The organism is Pelagerythrobacter marensis (assembly GCF_001028625.1).
Classification (GTDB): domain Bacteria; phylum Pseudomonadota; class Alphaproteobacteria; order Sphingomonadales; family Sphingomonadaceae; genus Pelagerythrobacter; species Pelagerythrobacter marensis.
The window spans coordinates 24,981-42,317 of sequence record NZ_CP011805.1; the positions used below are offsets into that span (position 1 = coordinate 24,981).

Below are 17,337 nucleotides of genomic sequence, written 5' to 3' on the forward strand. Positions count from 1 at the left end.
CGGGGAGAACCGATCGCTAGTCATGGATGGCGACCGGGCACGCTGGCGGGCTTGGGGTGTCGTTTCACAATACAACCGCACGGCCGGTGAGGGCTTGCGCCCGTTCTGGGAGGTATAGCAATGACGCAAGTGAGAGCGACGAAGGGCAAGGCAAAAGGACGGGGCGCGGCTGATAAAACAGCCAAGAAACAGCCGCGACGCAAGAGCAACCTTGTCGGAGATTGCGCACCGGGCGAAACACCGACTGCCTACCTCGTTTGGGGCGATGGCACCGACGAAGAGATAGCGGCCAATTTCGCGGAGCGGGTTCCCGATTGGGAAGACTGGAGCGAGCGAGAAAAGCGCGGCGCGGTCGAGTTGATGCGGGCGTACTGGGACCATCCCGTAGCACCCACGTTGACCGTCGAGCGCGGTGAATCAGGCGTTCGGCTGTTGCCTGGCGCGGGAAAGGCAACGATCCAAGTCCTGCGGCAAGCGGAGACGTTCGCGACCAACTCGCAAGACCTGATCGATGAACGGGTGAGCAGCCTCGCGACCCATCACGGCAACAAGGGAGGTGCGATAAGCCAAAACTTGAATGCCTCGCTGGCATTCATTCGGGGCGGCGCGGCGCAAGACACGGTGCAAAGCGCGTTGCTCACCCAGATGGCGGCAACACACGATGCGGCGATGGCAGCGCTTGCCAAGGTCGGAAAGTCGGAGTTTGTCGACCAGATGACAGCGTTCGGGAACATCTCGACGAAACTGCTCAACCTCTATGCCCGCCAGGCGGAAACCTTAGCCAAGCTCCAGCGAGGCGCGGAGCAAACTGTGCGGCACGTTTACGTCGATGCGCGAACCCAGACCGCATTCAACTACCCCCCTCCTGCAACAGAAAGCCGGACACAAGCCCATGAACAACATGAAGGCGGCCCATGCGGCCCCGCGATGCTTGGCTACGACCCGTCGTGGAACGGCTTGCCAGCGACCCGCCATGAAAGGGAAGAAGCGCTGCAACCTGCACGGGGGCAAATCGACGGGAGCGCCCGGAAATAGAAACGCTTACAAGCACGGGCGCTATTGCTCGGACACGTTGGCCCTAGAGAGGATGCTACGGGTAATTCTCGCGAATGCGTCGGCGGCCCTGTGACCGCGCCAGCCTCTGTCTACGCGAAAACCAACAAGACCGCACTTGCAATCCACAAAAGACCGGAAGCAGGCCAACTCTATGCTAATGGCGTTTTCGTTGGGTGCAAACTTCGGGAGGGGTAAATGCAGAAGCGCAATTGGGCGATTTGGCTCTAGTGCACGATCGCCGCGCTAGTTGCGGCCAGCGCCAGCCATTGGCTCGGGCGGCTTGATCACCTCCAGAGTTACGGTGTGAGGTGCAACGAATCGCCAGTACAGCGATGGAGGGTCTGATTGGCAGCAGCCTCGTAAGCGCGTCCGTAGCAGATATTCGCCTCTTCAAGCGCCGGTGCAATCACATCGTCTCGTCGTTCGCAGGCGGTAACAGCGTTCGCGTCGGTTCCATCCCGGCATTGCTCATTCAAGACTTGCCACTCGCTGATCAAGGCCAACTCGGAAGCGGTCCATTCATCGGTGCTGCTGGCTGCCGGGACAGAGCTTGGCTGCAACTCCGGCGGACGCGATCGCGTCGGCTTCACTAAGCTTGCGATCTCTAACTCACCGTTAAGGGCGTCGGCAAACGCAGCACCGATTATTGAACTCTCATTGTAACCAACCTGCGTTCCATCTTCATAGGTAATCACGCGGCACGGGCTGCGGCAACTTGAGCGCCCTGTGATGGTGCCATTCGGCATAACGCGAGCCAGAACATGTTTACCGTCGTTTTCGCCGAGATAGGCAAAGGTCACCACGTCACCGGCAACCTTTCCGGTTTTGCGGTCCTCCTCGGAGACCGCTGCGATGTAGGAATAGAAGACGCCATCTCGCTCGTCATAGTAGTGCGAAGGTCGCGGCGGCTCATATTGAACTGGCGGCGCGGTTGGCTCCGGTGCAATCACTGGCGCCGGTAGAACCGGATCGGTAGGTCGCTCGTAATCACCGTCTCGGTCCTCAGTGTCTCCACAGCCCACTATCAGCGCGACAGCCATCAGCCCGCAAAGTCCTGCCGCCCCGCCCGAACGGCAGGGTTGGACGATGAATTTGCTCAATCCGTTCATTGCGATTCCTCACTTCAGGGACACAATATCGGTTGAAGGCCTCTTCGAAATAAATCGTCCAGCGGCTCGCCGATAAAATGTAGGCATCGCAGCGGGGCAACAACTCTGCAATGATGGACCGCGTAGTGGCAAACATTACAACACAAACCCCGCGATCAGCCGCGCGATCTCAACCACGTTGGTTTGACCTGTAAATTCGAACTTCACCCGCCCCAAGCCAGAGAAGTACATCTCCAACTCGGAATCGAGATCGAACGATCCCGCTGTCTCCACGGAGAAGACGACGATTTTGCTGTAGGGCAGCGAGGTGAAGTCCCTCTTCTTGCCCGTAATCCCCTGAACATTCACGGCGATGATGCGCTTGTCTGTGAAGACGACGCCGTCTCTCAAAGCCTTGAACGCACCGATGATCTTCTCACCCGGCAGTAGCAGATCGCCGACGCGTGCCGAGTACTCGTCGTTCTGCTTCAGCTTAAATACCGAGCCATTCTGGAAATCGATCATGCAGCCCTTCCTCCTCGTGGCAGAATGACGCGAGAAGCGGCTGGCGGTCAAGAAGGCATAAAGAACCCCGCCGAAGCGGGGTGGAGGAAGCCCGCCAAGGGATCGGGGGCGGCTGGCTGACGTGCTCTGATGGCATGTGGTTGTGGGAGTGCAGCACGGCGATCCCCCTTGGCCCGCCGTGAGCGGATGAACCTGCGGAGAGTCCGTTCGTACCCACGTTGCGCCGCGTGCGTCCATCTCTGCAGGTTGGAGCGGGTTCGGAGGACTCCCGGAGTGTCCGTGAGGCCGATCAAGCATGCGAGTTGCCAAACGGACGATTGCGCTTTGAGCGTCAAGCCAATTTGACGGAATCCTCTCGTTTTCTTATATGTACCGAGAGGAGGCGACCATGGCATACGATGCAGCAACTGTCGCCAATCGTTTTATCGAGTTGGCGGAAAATGATGGTGGGCGACGTTTGACGCCGATGCAGCTCATCAAACTGTCCTACATGGCTCACGGATTTTCACTTGCGATCAAGAACCGCCCTCTGCTCGACGAAGCGGTGGAGGCGTGGCGATATGGCCCCGTCATTCCCAGCCTGTACCGAAAGTTGAAGAGCTTCGGAAATGGAGGCGTCGATAAGCGGATTTCGCGCTTTTTCTCGTCCGAAACGCTGGCTTCCGAAGATACCGAACTCATCGACGCCGTGTACCAAAAGTACGGTAAGCTGACAGGCGGCCAACTTTCGTTTCTCACCCACAAGCGTGGCACGCCGTGGGATGAGGCGTACCGTCCGAACGAGTATGGCGTTGAACTAGATGATGCCGCTATCCGCCGCCATTACGCAGACCTGTTACGTGGCGTCGCCGCCTGACGGCCAGCTCCCCGATCTCCCCGCGCCCGATCTTGAGGGCTTCGAAGAGGATTCCCTTTCCGGGCGGGAGGAGAGCGAGTGGAAACGGCTAGATGAACTCAGCAAGGCGAGGCACGATAACGCCCTCGCCATCCACAAAACCATAAAGTGGCTAATCCCCAGCGCACTGATATTGGGCTTCATTGGATTTGCTGCGTTGTCCAGCGTGTACGTGGCCCATCTTCTGCTGCCAAACGAGCGCCGGTGGCTGACGCCTGATGAAGTGCAGCATATTCACAGCATGATCTTCAGCGGTGTGGTTGGTGGGGCTATCGCCCTGCTCGCAAAAATGTACCTCGGAGATGTGAAGAAGGATTAGTACTCACTCTGGCGGTGTCGCGATCACAATACCATCGCCGCCGATATCGCATCCATCAGCGTCGAGATCGGCACCGGCACGCTCGTTGAGCGATACCCCGGATTGAATGCCTGACGCTGCCCGTACTGCTCGATCCAGTGCCGACCGTTCATGCGCCAGGCGCGCTGTAGAGGCACCACAGGCAGCAGATAACACCTTCGGGTCGGCGCGAACGCATAGGCGATGAAATCGCAGGCCAACGGCTTCTGGATCCAGCCGGGCTTGCGCCGCTCTTCGTCGCTCCACCGCTCCAGCAGGATATCGGGCCAAGCGTTCGTGCGGACCTTCTCGTCCACGGTAAAAACCCGGCCGCAGGCGAGCGTTAGAATGCGATCGATGCCACCACGCTGCGCCCAGCCATCGTCACGAACGGACACAGCACTGACGAGAGTGGGGAAGGCGCGGCGGTAGATCTCCATCCACCACGGCGCTTCGGAGTACTGGTTGGAAAGCGCGAGGCTCGCATGGAAGTCGTGTGTTTTCAGCGCTGAAGGAAGGCGCCCCGGCAGGGTGGCCGGGGCGCTCTGGAGTGGCAATTCGGATTGGGCGTCAATCAAAACGTACCGCGTCAGTGCTCGTGGTCGCTGATCGGACAACCGGGGTAGGCGTAAGAGTTCCCGTGGAGAGTAAGCACCGGCTGACCAGTGTTGATACCGTCCTCATCGCATTGCCCAAAGGGGTCATCATCTTCGAAGTCGGCATCCCCATCTATCTCATCGAGCCTGTCGATAAGAGACTCCACTAAGCCTTCCAGCGCGTCACGCGACAGGCGCGGAATTGCATCGGACAGGAGGCTTAGTGGGAGAGCAGACGTCACCTGCACTTTTGGATGCGTCACCATCAAGCCGCCCCCTCTGTTGCTAGTCTCTCATTGTGATCGACGGGTAGGAGCCGCTTTGCATCAAGGGCGAGTATGGCGATTGCCTCCTGTGCACACCACCAGCCGTCAGCGATGTCCCAGTCATCAATAAGTTCCAGCTTTGCCCGAACATCTGCAAGGCACCCGGCCGGCGTTAGGAGGCAGGCGTCGAGCGCTGCGGCATGCTTGTCATTCAATTGATCAGTTACCGATTCGGGTTCGCCGCTGGCATAAGCGAGGTCCATCTGTGCGCGAGCGACCGTGCGCCTTCGTATGAGGTCATCCCAAACAATGCGATTGGGGAGATCGTGCGCTGTCATGACACTTCCCCCAATTCGCGAAGCGATCGAATCGCGGTGAGTATTAGACGGACATTCCAGTCGAAATCCGTTTCGCGATCGAGGAAATAGCGAAGGTCGCAATTGCAGGCAGCAGTGTCGTCATCACGACGTCCGACCATGTGTAGAATTGCCAACCAAAGAATTAGTTCGATGTCCTCCGGAGTGGTCGCGAGGCTAGCTTGCAGGACGCTTTCAGCTGCATCCATTGCATTGATCTGCTCCAACTCTGCTGGCGTGTGCATGCCAACAACAGGACCATCATCCAAGGGTAGCGCATTATAGGAGAGCCTTGCCTTCCTGTAGCGCTTCCATGCTATGGATATCGCGATGTCGTTCTTCGCGGCTTTCGCGGCCACAGGTGTGGTGGTAGGTGCATTCATAGTCGTGTCCCTTCGTCAATAAGGGTGTCGATCAGACCGGGCATTTGGGGTGGCATCCCCATTGCTCGGTCGCCTCGGCATACGGCCTTGGTGATACAATTTGTCTCACAAGGCGGACGGTTGCGTCAACCCCCTTTGTGATATAAATCGTCTCAAGATGGACGGTGTGCAATCGAAGATGGCAAGAGCTGCCCTCGGGTGGTCAACTCATAAGCTGGCTGAGATGGCGGGAGTGGGACGCGCCACTGTGGTGCGGTTCGAAGAGGGCGAACCAGTGGGGCCAAAAACACGCGAAAAGATAGAAATCACCCTGATAGATGCGGGGGCGCAGTTCCTGCGACGATCCGGGCGGCTTGGGGTGACAGTACCCGAATAGGGTGAACGAGATTGTCACGAGATTCGGAAAGGTGCTAGTTTGCCTTCAATGACGATCTTCGAACCTTTCGCGTTTGCCGCTGCCGTCGCTGCTATTGTGGCGGCCCAATTCTGGTGGGCTGTGGCAACGGTCGCGGGCAAACACGCCGGCGACGCTGTTCGGGTCAATAGGAAGCTCCACAACGCTGCCGTCATGACCGCGTTGGCACTCGGACTGGCCGCAGCCTCCGTGTTCGTTCTCCCAGCTGTCGGGCTGTTTTACTAGGACGTTAGGGACAATAGGGACAATATTGCCGCCCGGACCCTTCTCAGCTCGGAACAACGCGCAGAGGATCGGCACGACACTTATTCATTCGGCGAGTACGGTCTTCCAGTTGACGATCTCGGGCCGTACTGAGCGCAATGCTCTTCGCTGCAATCGCTCTAACCCTCTGTCCACCAACGGGTGTCCGCATCACCTGCGTTCACGACGGCGACACCTTCATCGTTGAGCGCGAACGTATCAGGATAGCCGATATCGACGCGCCCGAGTTAAACGGGAAATGTTCATTGGAGACTGCACGCGCCCGGAAGGCGCGTGACCGGCTGCTTACTCTACTCAACGCAGCGCCCTATAAGATCTACCGGCAAGGTAAGGACCGTTACGGTCGCACGCTGGCTATCGTAACGAACGATGGTGGCTCAATTGGGGACCAGCTGGTTGCGGAAGGATTGGCGAGAACCTGGGCAGGTCGGCGCGAGAGTTGGTGCTGATCGGCGAGACCAGTGTGACGAAAAATCATGTGAAGATTGGAATGACTTGGATTTGCATACCAATTTACACGTCGCATTTGTCCAATTCTGAATTTTCTACTGGCATTTTGGTTGAGATTTGCAGATATTGACTTTGCGCATGGGGGCGCATTGAACTGGGGGACAGCATGAGGATTCTTTTGTTGGCAGCGGCGACCGCCGTTGTTGGGATGCCTGCGATGGCGCAGGTCAATCAGTCAGCAGTACCGGTCCAGGCGCTCCGCGCCCCGCCACAGCCCAAAACTGTTCTTCCGGCGGGGACCGAAATTCCACTGAAGATGACGCAGGACGTCACGACCAAAGGTCGGGGCTGGGAAGAAGGCGATCAGTTCAATCTGGCGGTCGCAGCACCGGTAATGCTGGGCGATTTCGTGGTCATTCCGGCGGGGACCAAGGGAGTGGGCCGAATCACTTGGCTCACCAGCCGCGGAGCATTTGGTAAATCCGGTAAGATGGATATCGAGCTGGAATACCTGGAGCTGAGCGGTCGTCGGATCAATATCGACGGGACATATCGCCAGGAAGGCGATGGCGCGACTCTGGCGACGGTCGGCGGGGTCATTGTGGCAGGTCTGTTCGCCGGGTTCATCACCGGGAAAAGTGGCACGATCCCGCAAGGCCGTGAACTGACGGCGACGCTTGAAAGCGATCTGCCGGTTGCTCTGCCCGAGGGCGCAAATTTGGCACCAGTGCCGGTTCAGGCGACCTCAGTTGCGCCTGTCGAGGCTTCGGACGAGGCAGAGTTGGTTACCGAAGCCGCTGAAAGCGTTTCGACCGAAGTTGCTGAGATAGACGACAGCAATGCTGCCGTTGAGGAACCGGTCGAACCGAATCCAGAGTGATCGGTTCGAAGATCCTGGCCCGTCATGGGGCGGGCCAGTGAAATTGAAGCTCGATCTTTTCCTGCTAGTGGCGCTCGCCGTGGTCAGCTGCCTCACGCTGATCGCGTACGTCGTCCGTCTGCTGACCGAATAACGTAGGGGTTTCGGCACCTGGCGACTCTCCGCTCACGAACAACGGAAGCAGCGGGCGCGCCATGTCCTCAGACCTCGGCTCGCGCATCAACTCGTAGCGGCGCAGCGACGCAAACACGCGCTGCACAATTGTCTCCACCGCCCGGCCGCGATCGAACTTCCCGGCAAACGCGTTGCGCAGCACATAGTTGGGCGCGGTGGTCACCGCGATGTGCAGGGCGGTCTCGATTTCTTCGTCACTGGCGCGAATCATTTCCATCCGCCAATGAGAACAGATGCGGAACAAATGTGCAAGTCCAGCATTGCGATTGGAAGACGATATCGCGGGCACGATATAGCCAGCGGATCAGTCCCAACCCAAATGACTGACAATAAGGTCAACTGTGCAGAAGCTCTCTGAGCAATGCGCCGACGCGCGCATTTGTCGCTAGACACGGAAGGTGCGTTCAGAGAAGAAGCCAAAATACCAGGACCTGATGGACTGTGTTCTAGAAAGAGAAATAGTACTATCGTCAAGGGAGGAAGACTATGGACGCCCTAAAGTCGGTCGCTTGGCTAATATTTTCAGTAGGCGGCTTGTGGATTGGACAGAAAATTGGAGTTGCCCTGGAACTTCCATCGCTTTTGATCTTCTGTCTCATGATGATATTTGCCTTCGGTGGATTTATGTTGGCTTTGTTGACGATGCATCGACTTTAGGGGGGGGGCGCTCGTTACGCTGCGGGCACCTCAGGTTGATCGCCCGGCCGCGAAGCGAAATCTGCGGTCAGCGTCCGGCGAGCACGGTCGTATCGCGATATCCGTAGCGGCCGACCCACGATCACGATAAGCTGCCGCCATGTGCAATCTCTATCGGATCAAAAGCTCGAACGCCGAGATCGCCGGCCTGTTCGACGTCGAGGCTACTGCAGGGAACGCCGCCGAGGAAGTTTACCCCGGCTATCCCGGTCTGGTGGTGGCCGAGGGCCAGCTGCGCTCAATGGTTTGGGGATTTCCGCTGGTACTCAAGAGCAAGAAGACCGGCCAGCCACTCAAGCCCAAGCCGGTGAACAACGCGCGGACCGACAAGCTCGACAGCTTCATGTGGCGCTACAGCTTCGAAGAGCGGCGCTGTCTGATCCCGCTTACCGCCTGGGCCGAGGCCGAGGGGCCCAAGGGCGCCATGACCCGCACCTGGATGAGCCTGCCGGATCAGCCGGTCTTCGCCGTCGCCGGGATCTGGCGCGCGAGCGAGGAGTGGGGTGAGTGCTATTCGATGGTGATGACCGATGCCGCCGACGCGGCCGCCGAGGTGCACAATCGGATGCCGGTGATCTTGCGGGCCGATGATTATGATAGGTGGCAGCGCGCGGCACCAGATGAGGCTCGGGCGCTGTGCGTGTCGTATGGCGGCAATGTCGCGATCGAGCGAACGGCTGATAAATGGAGGCGTGACTCGTAATCATGTGTCTGTGCATCAGAGAATGACCGCCGGACAGAAACGTCAGAATCATCTCCACCAGGGCGTAGGCAGGAGATCAAAACACGAACATTAATTGACTTTCTTTAGAACATGTGATACGGACGCAGCACACATCGTCGGGATGACAGAGGTGATGATGCAGGACGTTCACGTATCTTTTCGGGCCAGTTCCGCTGTCGTGGCGGAGTTGGCCCGGCGCGCCGAAAAGGCGGGCTGTTCAGTGTCCGAGTACCTGCGCGCTGTGGTGCGCGAGAAGGTGGGGCTCCAATGAGGGCCGCATTCAATCCATTTAGGCATCTCGGTGCGGCTGCTTCAGGAGATATCGAAGCACAGCGAACGCTCGCTGAGCGCGGGATTGAACTCGCTATAGCGCAAGGCGATCTACTCACAGCGATGGACTCTGCAGTTTTCGCCCGACTCGCAGCTGCGCAGGGCTCGCGCGACGACAAGGGGCGACTGCTCTCGATTCTGGCATTGGCAAGCTCCCTTACTTCTGAGGACGAGAGGGACTTACGCGAAAGCCTTGCGGCCGAATGCCTCGCGCTCGTCTCGCTCCTGGCCGATGACGGCGAGGAATTTGCAGATCAGTTTCTGCTCAGCATAGCGGAGCATTCGTCGCCCACCGCTGTCGAGCTTTCCAAACATTTGCGAGCCGCGATGCTCGATAAGGGGGAATAATGCACCAGCTAACGCAGGGCGCCCAACACGATCCCATGCTTGCAGCGCCCTTTCGCAGGACCAAGCCTGGCCTCTTCGGCTCCAGAAGGAAGAGCCCCAGCAAATACCTTCAGTTGCCTCAAGGGCAGGACGGCCAGCCGGTAGTCCCGGGTCCGATTAGCGGGTTCGGCGGCGGAACGTGGAATCTCGATGGCAGCCCGGCAACCGCGTCCGATGGTGCGTCGCCCATAAAGCAGCCGAGTGCACACCCGTCACAAGACGCCGGCAACATCGGAATGGATAGCCCGACGCCGAGGAGCGGTCCGCTTGGTGGTTCGATGCGCCAGCCGTTCGACTACGAACGGGCGCTTGAAGTCCTCAGGGGCGATCAGCGCAAGCCGAAGGCGTGGCAATACGCGCTTGCCGCTGTGGGCGATGCTCTGGCGATGAACAGCGGCTACCGACCTTACGCGGTCCAGAATCTCACCGCCGCGCGCAACGAGCAGGCTCAGCGCCAGCGCGAGGCTGCCGCGCAAATCCTCGGCTGGCAGTATAACGACTACGCACGCAACCAGGAGGCGGACCTTCGAGCGGCAGCCCCGTTCTCCAGCGGTCGGGATCGGGTGCAATTCGATCCGGCCACCGGCCAGTCGCGCATCATCCACGATGGTGCCGAGGACTTCCAGACCTATGCCGATGAGCTTGGCCTTGCACCGGGGAGCGAGGAATACTTCAAAGCCGTCGAGGACTATGTTCTCCGCTCGGCTGGGCCGTCGGCCTTCGAGCGCGATGTGCAGTTGGACGATCACCGAACCGGCAACGATGCCGAGCTTGAGCGCATCCGCAATGGCTTCCGTGTGGGTCTCGAGCAGCTACGTCAGACCAATCGCCGGGGAATGGTCGATTACCGCAATACTAACCCAGCCCCTCCCCGATCGCGGATGAAGGCTGGGTCTAATTCGGTTGTTACAGTTAAGACCCCTGCGGAAGCTGCGAAGCTTCCTAAGGGCACGAAATACCGTGGCCCCGATGGGGTGGTGCGCCAACGATGAGTGATCCCTGGCCGGGCCGCTTTGTCGAATCCCCCGAGCCGAACTGGCCCGGCACGGTCGTGTCGCCCACCCCTACTCCTTCCCAGACGCGCAAGCGCCGTCTCTTCGGTGCGCCGCCGAGAACGCCCGCGCCACTCGATAACGCGGCGGCAACCGATGGCGACACGATTCGGGCTGGCGATTTGCGCGTGCGCCTTCTGGGCGTCGATGCTCCTGAGTTGAAGCAACAGGGTTTCGACAGGCAGAGCAACCCCGTTCCCATTGGTGAGCAGTCGCGCGACTACTTACAAGGGCAAATCTCCAACACGAGCACGGCGCGGCTCGATGATGTGATAAGCATGTCATGGGGCCGTCCCGTCGGCCCTGTCTCGCTCGATGGCACAGACGTTGGGATTGGCTTGATCCGGTCGGGCAATGCTCTTGCCGCGCCCGACTACTTGGAGAGCGATCCCAGCCGCCGATTCGATTACATGCAGGCCGAGCGGCTGGCGCGTGTGAATAAGCTCGGCCCGATGAACGATACGATGGCACAGAACCCCGCAGACTTCCGTAAAGGCGAGGCTCCGCGTCAGACAGTTGCGCAGTTCTTTGATACCCCTACTCCGTTTCAGGGGATGAGGCCGGAGGCCGAACGGCAATATCTCAAATTGCTCGATAGCGCGCCAGCAGTGGACATTGCGACTTTCGCGAAATCGCAAGGGCTGAGCCTGGATCCCGACTACTTGTCGTCGTGGGTCGAGGATCGGGACAAGCGCAAGGCGAGGGGCCTGCCATACACTGTTGCGGCGCGTTACAGTGAAACACCATTAGCAACGCTGGAACTTGGCGATGGCGCGATGGGTGCCGGCGTGCGTGGGTATGCCGAAGGATTCACGGCCAGCGCATTGGGTGAACTTGGCGCGGTGGCCGATACGCTCGGTGGCACGCAAGGCCGGGAGAATGTCTGGAACAGCGACCGTCGCCTTGCCGATATTTGGGCCAACAACGAATATCAGAATGCGTCCATCCTCCGGGGCGACGAAAACGCACACCCGACAGCTTCCATGGTAGGGCAAATTGGCGGCGCTCTCACTTCGGGCTTCGCCATCCCCTACGGGCAAGGCGCTCGCACCGTCCCCCAACTTGCCCGCGTGGGTGCCGTATATGGCGGAGCCGAAGGCTTCATGGGGACCGATGGCACCGTGCCCCAGCGTCTCACTGGAGCAGCCATAGGGGCACCTGCTGGCGCAATCATCAACGCGGCTGGAGGCAAGGCGCTCGAAGTCGTTGCACCGGTGATAGGGCGTGCTGTGGGCGCTGTACGGGGTCGTCTGGGTCGAGAAGCTTCCCCGAGCGCAATCGCTGCCGAGGACACGACGCGCGGCGCCATTCACGCGGCTCAGTCGGACGAAGCGAGGTCGGGGCATGTGGTGAATGCCGATGCGGCAGCGCTTGCTAGATCCAGCGGTGAATCCCCGACTGTCGCGGATGCGGACTGGCCCGGCGAGGTAGTCGATCTACGCGCGGTAACGATGGATGCCGAACCCGACGCCTCGCTGTCGATGCTGGTGCACCCGCTTGAAGCCGCCCGCCCGACGCGCCTCGACGATCCCCTGAACGACGCTCAGCGCGTGGCCGCTGCTGCCAACGTCCAACCGCGCGACGTGCTGCCACTACCTGCGAACACGCTTGGCGGGGTAGAGGAAGCCATTGCCAAGGATGCTGGGCGCTTCGTTACGGTTAAGGCTCCAAACGAACGCGCGGTACTTTCCCGCACCACGATCAAGAACCACAATGGCGCGTCGGTCCCCAAGGTCGGGCCTATGGATATGGTCGGCTGGCTTCGCACGCGGGGCGGCTTGGTCGATCAGGGCGGCGAACTATCAGCAATGGGCATTCGGTCTAACGCGGCTCGCAAGGGTATGGATTTTGTCGGGCAGGAAGTCCGCTTCGGACCGATAGTCAACGAGAACGGCCTAACGCTCGACGACGCGGCGTTTCAAGCGTGGGAAGCGGGGTTCTTTCCCGATCACCTAGAGCGCCCAGACGTGAACACGTTCCTTAATGCCCTGCGCGAAACTTATGAAGGAACGCGCGGGCGTCGGTTCCTGCCTGACGATGTGCCCGAGGTCGAACGCTACTATGGGGTGCAGGGAGAGCGCTATGATCTGGAGCAGCGCCAAGAGGAAGTCGGCGGACCGGTCTATGACGACGCAGCGGCTCTTGCCGACGAACCCCTGCCGTTCCCGCCTGTCGAGGCTTATGATGATTGGGCGGGAGTCAACGCGATCCAGCAAGTCGGCAATATCGACGTAACCAAACTGGACTCTCCGCAGGACATCAGCCGCGCGCTGAAGGCGACCGGCGACATAATGGGCGGTTTCGACGCCTCCACGCGCGGAAGGATCACCCAGGCTGAAACCGGACGGCTCGCGTCTGACCTGAACATGACGCCCGAGCAACTGCTGTCGCGCCGCAAGGGGCAGGCGATGAATGCAGAGGAAGCGCTGGCCGCGCGCCGCATCCTCGCGAAGTCGGGCAACGAATTGGTCAACCTCGCCAAGCGCGTGAAGCAAGCGGGCGACTATCCCGATGGGGAGTTGTTGGCGCAATTCCGTCAAGCGCTAGTGCGGCACTCGGCAATTCAGGAACAGGTTGCTGGTGCGACCGCAGAGGCCGGGCGAGCGCTCGGGCAATTCCGCATGGCTGCCGACAGCCGAGAGGTTCGGCGCGATGTTCTTGAGGCATTCGTGCGTGGCGGCGGTGGGCAGGATCAACTTGAGGAAGCAGCCAACGTGTTATTGGATGCGGTCGAGATGGGACCGGGCAAGTTCAACGCCGTCGCGGAGAAAGTCGCAAAGCCCAAGTGGCGCGACAAGATCGCGGAAATCTACATCAACTTCCTCCTTTCGTGGCCACAAACGCACGCGGTCAACATCACGTCGAACACGCTCACATCGCTGGCCCAGATCCCCGAATTTGCGGTGGGCGCTGCCATCGGTGGCGTGCGCCGGGCGGTGTCGTCGAGCGCGATCGACCGTGTGACGGCCTCCGAGGTCGGTGCGCGTGCCTTTGGCCTCCTGCAGGGTGCAAAGGAAGGCGCTCGTATGTTCGCAAAGGGTCTGCGGACAGGCGAGGCTTCGGACTTCGCCTCGAAGGTCGAGGGCGACCAGTATCGCGCCGTCGATGGGCTCAAAGGCGAAGTGCTGCGGCTGCCGACGCGCTTTCTTACGGCGGAAGATGAGTTCTTCAAGGGCGTGGCCCGTCGCATGGAATTAAACGCACAGGCGGTTCGGCTGACGAACAAGGAAGGTTTGAAAGGCGAGGCGGCGACCCGCCGTATCGCCGAGCTTACCGCCAATCCGACCGACGTCATGTTGGAAAAGGCGCTCCATTATGGCCGGTATCTGACCTTTCAGCAAAAGCTAGGCCCGTTGGGAAGCAAGATCTCGGGGATTACAAACGATTCGCTGGTGCTGAAGGCTTTCCTGCCATTCGTCCGCACACCTACCAACTTGCTCAAGTTCGCAACCGAACGTTCACCAGCCGCACCGCTACTCAAGGAATGGCGGGCCGACTTCGCGGCTGGTGGGGCGCGCCGGGATATGGCTATCGCTCGGGCCTCCATTGGGACCGGGTTCGGGATTGCGCTTTACGAGGCGGCGCAGAGCGGCTTGATTACCGGCTCACCGCCCTCCGATCCGAAGAAATCCCGCCTTCTCTATGCTGACGGCTGGAAGCCCTACAGCATCAAGCTTGGTGACACTTACTATAGCTACAAGCGGCTCGATCCGTTCTCGACCACGATTGGTGTAGCGGCGGATATGGCAACGCTGCCTGAGGGTATGAGTGAGCGCCAGCGCGAGGATAAGGCGCTGCTGCTCACCGCCTCGATTATGGGCAACCTCGCCAGCAAGACGTGGTTATCCGGTCTTTCGGATTTGGTCAGCGCCCTGCACGAACCTGACCGTTACGCGGACAACATGATGCAGCGGCTCGTCGGCTCATTCCTCGTCCCGAATCTCGTTGCAGGCACCGCCCGCACGATGGACCCTGTGGCGCGTGAAACCGAGACGCTGGGGGAAGCCTTGCAATCGAGGCTGCCGGGCCTGAAGGACGATCTGTTACCCCGCCGCGATGTGTGGGGGCGGGAGATACGCAGCCAGGGTGGAATGGGACCTGATTGGCTCTCGCCAGTCTGGGTCTCCGAACAGTTGAACGATCCGGTGAACAGCGAGCTTCTGCAACTCGACTACGCGCCTGGCTATCCTTCCAAGAAGGTCGGCGGTCGCGAGCTGACGCCTGAGGAATATGACCGTTACAGCGAGCTTGCCGGCAAAGCGGCTCACGAAGCCCTCGGCTATCTCGTTGTGTCGTCCGACTGGCAGAGCATGGACGATGCGGCACGGGTTAAAGCTGCGCGCAAGATCGTGGCCGCTGCTCGCCGAGGTGTCAGGTCGAAGTTGTTCAATGACAGCACGGCAGAGGCGGACGATTGGCCGGGCGAGCCTGTGGACGGCGATGTATGGTCAGGTGATGTCGTCGAGCCTGCCGCATCTGCCGAACAATGGCCGGGCAAGCCGGTTGCCAGCCGCGACGTAGTGACGGACCTTAGACAGCGCATTCCGGGTATCCGGTTTACCTCGGGCTATCGTTCGCCTGAGTACAACGACAGCCTGCGGGCTAAGGGTTACAACCCGGCGAGGAACAGCGAACACCTGTCCGGCGCGGCGCTCGATATGCTTCCGCCTGAGGGCAAGTCGCTCGGCTGGCTGCAAGCTCAGGTCCGGCAATACGATCCAAACGCGCGGCTGCTCGTCCATGATGGTCATCTCCACGCGGGATTCGATGACTACTACAACGCACCGCTGCTCGGCGGGATGGCGGGCCGGTGAGAAAAAATCCAATGAAAAGGGCAATAATGTCCCTAGTGTCCCTAGTGTCCTGACTTTGCCGTCCTTCCTTGAGGACGGTGATAGGCTGCTGGAACCGGAGTGGGACGCCTTCGATTTGCTGAGCTTTCCGCACAAGTCCGCCCGGCCTGACGACGAAGCCGATCTCGATAGCTGGGATCGTGGATTTTCAATCACGTTGTGGGAGTAAATGAGGGAGCGCGGAAACCATTACGCCAGCGAATGCTAGGAGTTGTGCCATTTTCCGCCCTTACGATGGATTCTCACGGGGCATCCAGCTTTCCCACCAGTAGACCGAACGATCCGCCCCGAACGCGGTCGCTGCCGGCGTCATCACGACACTAGAGCCGCTCGCTGTCGTTCGCCTTCTGCGCATCGAGCGCCGCGGAAATGTCCAGCGCAAGGCGTTCGAGCCGTTCGGTGAGATCGCGTGTCTCCTCTTCGGACAAGCCCGACAGCAGTTCGCGCTCGACCGCCATGTCTTCGCGAAACGCCGCTTGCGCCAGTGCGCGCCCCTCTTCCGTCAGTTCGACCGGCAGGCTGCGTTTGTCCTTTCCGGCGTCGGTCCGCCGGATCAGCCCGCGCTTGCCCAGACGATCCAGCCGGGCCGTCAGTCCGCCCGAGGATATCATTAGCGAGCGATAGAGTTCGGTCGGGCGCAGCCGGTAGGGCGGGCCCGATCGCAGCAAAGTCGACAGCACGTCGAATTCGCCGGTGTCGATCCCGTGCTGGGCGAATACGGCCTCGATCGATGGCCTCACCTGCAGGGTAATCCAGCGAAGGCGGCCGAGTATCGCCATGCCGGTGGTGTCGACGTCGGGCAGTTCGCGGCGCCATTGTTCGATCCGGGCAGCTAGATGGTCCATAAAACTCTCTTGACAGCAAGATAACCTGGAAATATCTCGATGGCGAGATACACTTCGTTTCAGGAAAGGCCAATGCCATGATCTGTTCGAATCGCCACCAGGCGACGATGCAATGAATGGGCGCATGGTATTGACCGGGCGCGTGCTGTCCGGGCTGGCGATCGCGTTCCTGCTGTTCGCGTCGGTCCTGCCCAAGCTGGCCGGAATGCCGGTCGCGTCCGAAACGCTGCAGGCGCTGGGCTGGGACGGCCGGCACGCGCTGCTCATCGGCCTGATCGAACTTGCCTGCGTGATCCTCTATGCCATTCCCCGGACCAGTGTGCTCGGCGCCGTGGTCACTACCGCTCTGCTCGGCGGGGCGATCGCGACCCAGATGCGGGTCGGCAGTCCTCTGTTCACGCACACCTTGTTTGGCGTCTATCTCGGCCTGCTGATCTGGGGCGGCCTGTGGCTAAGGAATCCTGCGCTGCGCGCGCTGTTTCCGGTGGGGCACAAAGCCTCCGATGCCTCGCGAGGCGACGCCGCACCGGGGGAGGGTGCCCATGCCTGACCCATCGCCCAAAGGGCCAGCCTCCTACTTCCCTTCGATTGAGAAGAAATACGGCCGCCCGATCACCGAATGGCAAGCCATTGTCCGCGAACACCTGCCCGCGAAACACATGGAACTGGTTGCGCTGTTGAAAGACCGGCACGGCATGGGCCACGGCCACGCCAATGCCATTGTCGCCTACACGCTGAAGCGGGATCGCAAGTAGCGCTCCGATA

Annotated in this window: 24 protein-coding genes; 16 read left to right on the plus strand and 8 right to left on the minus strand. The window is 60.2% G+C overall.

The genetic code is table 11. The annotated features are described in order from the left end of the window. Nucleotides 1-120 precede the first annotated feature (120 nt). Both AM2010_RS14085 and AM2010_RS14500 read left to right on the plus strand, forming a co-directional pair. A complete protein-coding gene (locus AM2010_RS14085; protein WP_053043805.1) occupies nucleotides 121-1,035 on the plus strand; it encodes a hypothetical protein in 915 nt (304 codons plus the stop codon). Then, entirely contained in the window at nucleotides 974-1,129 is a 156-nt protein-coding gene (locus AM2010_RS14500; RefSeq protein ID WP_420834963.1) for a hypothetical protein, read from the plus strand. Before AM2010_RS14085 ends, AM2010_RS14500 begins: the two co-directional genes overlap by 62 nt. A gap of 223 nt (nucleotides 1,130-1,352) precedes the next feature. On the opposite strand, the gene AM2010_RS14090 is transcribed toward AM2010_RS14500, so the two are convergent. Both AM2010_RS14090 and AM2010_RS00155 read right to left on the minus strand, forming a co-directional pair. Beyond that, on the minus strand, nucleotides 1,353-2,165 hold the full coding sequence (locus tag AM2010_RS14090; RefSeq protein ID WP_150115300.1) for a hypothetical protein: 813 nt from the start codon (nucleotides 2,163-2,165) through the stop codon (nucleotides 1,353-1,355). Between the two features lie 135 nt (nucleotides 2,166-2,300). Continuing rightward, nucleotides 2,301-2,669: a PH domain-containing protein gene (locus AM2010_RS00155; RefSeq protein WP_047805364.1), complete on the minus strand. Its 369-nt coding sequence runs from the start codon at nucleotides 2,667-2,669 to the stop codon at nucleotides 2,301-2,303. 388 nt (nucleotides 2,670-3,057) lie between these two features. On the opposite strand from AM2010_RS00155, the gene AM2010_RS00160 reads away from it, so the two are divergent. Next, nucleotides 3,058-3,525, plus strand: coding sequence for a Panacea domain-containing protein (locus AM2010_RS00160; protein WP_047807538.1), 468 nt, complete (start codon nucleotides 3,058-3,060; stop codon nucleotides 3,523-3,525). Next, the gene (locus AM2010_RS00165) at nucleotides 3,509-3,883 is read left to right on the plus strand and encodes a hypothetical protein (protein ID WP_047805365.1); all 375 of its coding nucleotides are present in this window, start codon (nucleotides 3,509-3,511) and stop codon (nucleotides 3,881-3,883) included. Before AM2010_RS00160 ends, AM2010_RS00165 begins: the two co-directional genes overlap by 17 nt. 23 nt (nucleotides 3,884-3,906) lie before the next feature. Here the strand turns inward: AM2010_RS00165 and AM2010_RS00170 are convergent, their stop codons facing one another. Genes AM2010_RS00170 through AM2010_RS00185 form a run of 4 tightly spaced genes read right to left on the minus strand, consistent with a single transcriptional unit; the run spans nucleotide 3,907 to nucleotide 5,502 of the window. Beyond that, on the minus strand, nucleotides 3,907-4,479 hold the full coding sequence (locus tag AM2010_RS00170; RefSeq protein ID WP_236699471.1) for a hypothetical protein: 573 nt from the start codon (nucleotides 4,477-4,479) through the stop codon (nucleotides 3,907-3,909). A gap of 11 nt (nucleotides 4,480-4,490) precedes the next feature. Then, entirely contained in the window at nucleotides 4,491-4,763 is a 273-nt protein-coding gene (locus AM2010_RS00175) for a hypothetical protein (protein ID WP_047805366.1), read from the minus strand. Continuing rightward, on the minus strand, nucleotides 4,763-5,101 hold the full coding sequence (locus AM2010_RS00180) for a hypothetical protein (RefSeq protein WP_047805367.1): 339 nt from the start codon (nucleotides 5,099-5,101) through the stop codon (nucleotides 4,763-4,765). The genes AM2010_RS00175 and AM2010_RS00180 overlap by 1 nt, the downstream gene beginning before the upstream one ends. Continuing rightward, nucleotides 5,098-5,502, minus strand: coding sequence for a hypothetical protein (locus AM2010_RS00185; RefSeq protein WP_150115302.1), 405 nt, complete (start codon nucleotides 5,500-5,502; stop codon nucleotides 5,098-5,100). Before AM2010_RS00185 ends, AM2010_RS00180 begins: the two co-directional genes overlap by 4 nt. 178 nt (nucleotides 5,503-5,680) lie before the next feature. Here AM2010_RS00185 and AM2010_RS14485 point away from each other — a divergent pair, with 178 nt between their 5' ends. The 4 genes from AM2010_RS14485 to AM2010_RS00195 all read left to right on the plus strand — a co-directional run bounded on the left by AM2010_RS14485 (nucleotide 5,681) and on the right by AM2010_RS00195 (nucleotide 7,511). After that, the gene (locus tag AM2010_RS14485; protein ID WP_338047427.1) at nucleotides 5,681-5,878 is read left to right on the plus strand and encodes a helix-turn-helix domain-containing protein; all 198 of its coding nucleotides are present in this window, start codon (nucleotides 5,681-5,683) and stop codon (nucleotides 5,876-5,878) included. 48 nt (nucleotides 5,879-5,926) lie between these two features. After that, a complete protein-coding gene (locus AM2010_RS00190; protein WP_047805369.1) occupies nucleotides 5,927-6,142 on the plus strand; it encodes a hypothetical protein in 216 nt (71 codons plus the stop codon). 137 nt (nucleotides 6,143-6,279) lie between these two features. Continuing rightward, the gene (locus tag AM2010_RS13860; protein WP_082132743.1) at nucleotides 6,280-6,630 is read left to right on the plus strand and encodes a thermonuclease family protein; all 351 of its coding nucleotides are present in this window, start codon (nucleotides 6,280-6,282) and stop codon (nucleotides 6,628-6,630) included. Between the two features lie 167 nt (nucleotides 6,631-6,797). Beyond that, nucleotides 6,798-7,511: a hypothetical protein gene (locus AM2010_RS00195; protein WP_150115303.1), complete on the plus strand. Its 714-nt coding sequence runs from the start codon at nucleotides 6,798-6,800 to the stop codon at nucleotides 7,509-7,511. A gap of 64 nt (nucleotides 7,512-7,575) precedes the next feature. Here the strand turns inward: AM2010_RS00195 and AM2010_RS00200 are convergent, their stop codons facing one another. After that, nucleotides 7,576-7,929, minus strand: a complete 354-nt coding sequence (locus AM2010_RS00200; protein WP_160325580.1) for a hypothetical protein — start codon at nucleotides 7,927-7,929, stop codon at nucleotides 7,576-7,578. Nucleotides 7,930-8,481: 552 nt separating this feature from the next. Between AM2010_RS00200 and AM2010_RS00205 the strand changes: the two genes are divergently transcribed. The 6 genes from AM2010_RS00205 to AM2010_RS14250 all read left to right on the plus strand — a co-directional run bounded on the left by AM2010_RS00205 (nucleotide 8,482) and on the right by AM2010_RS14250 (nucleotide 15,896). Beyond that, entirely contained in the window at nucleotides 8,482-9,084 is a 603-nt protein-coding gene (locus AM2010_RS00205) for an SOS response-associated peptidase (RefSeq protein WP_047805371.1), read from the plus strand. A 157-nt stretch (nucleotides 9,085-9,241) separates the two neighbouring features. Next, on the plus strand, nucleotides 9,242-9,376 hold the full coding sequence (locus AM2010_RS14505; RefSeq protein ID WP_420834979.1) for a plasmid mobilization protein: 135 nt from the start codon (nucleotides 9,242-9,244) through the stop codon (nucleotides 9,374-9,376). Next, on the plus strand, nucleotides 9,373-9,783 hold the full coding sequence (locus AM2010_RS00210; protein ID WP_150115306.1) for a hypothetical protein: 411 nt from the start codon (nucleotides 9,373-9,375) through the stop codon (nucleotides 9,781-9,783). Before AM2010_RS14505 ends, AM2010_RS00210 begins: the two co-directional genes overlap by 4 nt. A gap of 317 nt (nucleotides 9,784-10,100) precedes the next feature. After that, the gene (locus AM2010_RS00215; protein ID WP_160325582.1) at nucleotides 10,101-10,814 is read left to right on the plus strand and encodes a hypothetical protein; all 714 of its coding nucleotides are present in this window, start codon (nucleotides 10,101-10,103) and stop codon (nucleotides 10,812-10,814) included. Continuing rightward, nucleotides 10,811-15,688 (plus strand): thermonuclease family protein, encoded by a 4,878-nt coding sequence (locus AM2010_RS00220; RefSeq protein WP_047805374.1) that lies wholly within the window; start codon nucleotides 10,811-10,813, stop codon nucleotides 15,686-15,688. Before AM2010_RS00215 ends, AM2010_RS00220 begins: the two co-directional genes overlap by 4 nt. Before the next feature lie 55 nt (nucleotides 15,689-15,743). After that, nucleotides 15,744-15,896, plus strand: a complete 153-nt coding sequence (locus AM2010_RS14250; protein ID WP_160325583.1) for a hypothetical protein — start codon at nucleotides 15,744-15,746, stop codon at nucleotides 15,894-15,896. A gap of 151 nt (nucleotides 15,897-16,047) precedes the next feature. On the opposite strand, the gene AM2010_RS00225 is transcribed toward AM2010_RS14250, so the two are convergent. Further along, nucleotides 16,048-16,572, minus strand: a complete 525-nt coding sequence (locus AM2010_RS00225; RefSeq protein WP_047805375.1) for a MarR family winged helix-turn-helix transcriptional regulator — start codon at nucleotides 16,570-16,572, stop codon at nucleotides 16,048-16,050. Between the two features lie 124 nt (nucleotides 16,573-16,696). Between AM2010_RS00225 and AM2010_RS00230 the strand changes: the two genes are divergently transcribed. Continuing rightward, nucleotides 16,697-17,122: a DoxX family protein gene (locus AM2010_RS00230; RefSeq protein WP_201784058.1), complete on the plus strand. Its 426-nt coding sequence runs from the start codon at nucleotides 16,697-16,699 to the stop codon at nucleotides 17,120-17,122. Further along, entirely contained in the window at nucleotides 17,115-17,327 is a 213-nt protein-coding gene (locus AM2010_RS00235) for a DUF4287 domain-containing protein (protein WP_047805377.1), read from the plus strand. The genes AM2010_RS00230 and AM2010_RS00235 overlap by 8 nt, the downstream gene beginning before the upstream one ends. Nucleotides 17,328-17,337: the final 10 nt, after the last annotated feature.

Excerpts from the sequence above, each read along its gene's own strand:
- AM2010_RS14085 (WP_053043805.1), top strand. The coding sequence starts at position 121 with ATGACGCAAGTGAGAGCGACGAAGGGCAAGGCAAAAGGACGGGGCGCG.
- AM2010_RS14500 (WP_420834963.1), top strand. The coding sequence starts at position 974 with ATGAAAGGGAAGAAGCGCTGCAACCTGCACGGGGGCAAATCGACGGGA.
- AM2010_RS14090 (WP_150115300.1), bottom strand. The coding sequence starts at position 2,165 with ATGAACGGATTGAGCAAATTCATCGTCCAACCCTGCCGTTCGGGCGGG.
- AM2010_RS00155 (WP_047805364.1), bottom strand. The coding sequence starts at position 2,669 with ATGATCGATTTCCAGAATGGCTCGGTATTTAAGCTGAAGCAGAACGAC.
- AM2010_RS00160 (WP_047807538.1), top strand. The coding sequence starts at position 3,058 with ATGGCATACGATGCAGCAACTGTCGCCAATCGTTTTATCGAGTTGGCG.
- AM2010_RS00175 (WP_047805366.1), bottom strand. The coding sequence starts at position 4,763 with ATGGTGACGCATCCAAAAGTGCAGGTGACGTCTGCTCTCCCACTAAGC.
- AM2010_RS00180 (WP_047805367.1), bottom strand. The coding sequence starts at position 5,101 with ATGACAGCGCACGATCTCCCCAATCGCATTGTTTGGGATGACCTCATA.
- AM2010_RS00185 (WP_150115302.1), bottom strand. The coding sequence starts at position 5,502 with ATGAATGCACCTACCACCACACCTGTGGCCGCGAAAGCCGCGAAGAAC.
- AM2010_RS14485 (WP_338047427.1), top strand. The coding sequence starts at position 5,681 with ATGGCAAGAGCTGCCCTCGGGTGGTCAACTCATAAGCTGGCTGAGATG.
- AM2010_RS00190 (WP_047805369.1), top strand. The coding sequence starts at position 5,927 with ATGACGATCTTCGAACCTTTCGCGTTTGCCGCTGCCGTCGCTGCTATT.
- AM2010_RS13860 (WP_082132743.1), top strand. The coding sequence starts at position 6,280 with ATGCTCTTCGCTGCAATCGCTCTAACCCTCTGTCCACCAACGGGTGTC.
- AM2010_RS00195 (WP_150115303.1), top strand. The coding sequence starts at position 6,798 with ATGAGGATTCTTTTGTTGGCAGCGGCGACCGCCGTTGTTGGGATGCCT.
- AM2010_RS00205 (WP_047805371.1), top strand. The coding sequence starts at position 8,482 with ATGTGCAATCTCTATCGGATCAAAAGCTCGAACGCCGAGATCGCCGGC.
- AM2010_RS14505 (WP_420834979.1), top strand. The coding sequence starts at position 9,242 with ATGCAGGACGTTCACGTATCTTTTCGGGCCAGTTCCGCTGTCGTGGCG.
- AM2010_RS00210 (WP_150115306.1), top strand. The coding sequence starts at position 9,373 with ATGAGGGCCGCATTCAATCCATTTAGGCATCTCGGTGCGGCTGCTTCA.
- AM2010_RS00215 (WP_160325582.1), top strand. The coding sequence starts at position 10,101 with ATGCGCCAGCCGTTCGACTACGAACGGGCGCTTGAAGTCCTCAGGGGC.
- AM2010_RS00220 (WP_047805374.1), top strand. The coding sequence starts at position 10,811 with ATGAGTGATCCCTGGCCGGGCCGCTTTGTCGAATCCCCCGAGCCGAAC.
- AM2010_RS00225 (WP_047805375.1), bottom strand. The coding sequence starts at position 16,572 with ATGGACCATCTAGCTGCCCGGATCGAACAATGGCGCCGCGAACTGCCC.
- AM2010_RS00230 (WP_201784058.1), top strand. The coding sequence starts at position 16,697 with ATGGTATTGACCGGGCGCGTGCTGTCCGGGCTGGCGATCGCGTTCCTG.
- AM2010_RS00235 (WP_047805377.1), top strand. The coding sequence starts at position 17,115 with ATGCCTGACCCATCGCCCAAAGGGCCAGCCTCCTACTTCCCTTCGATT.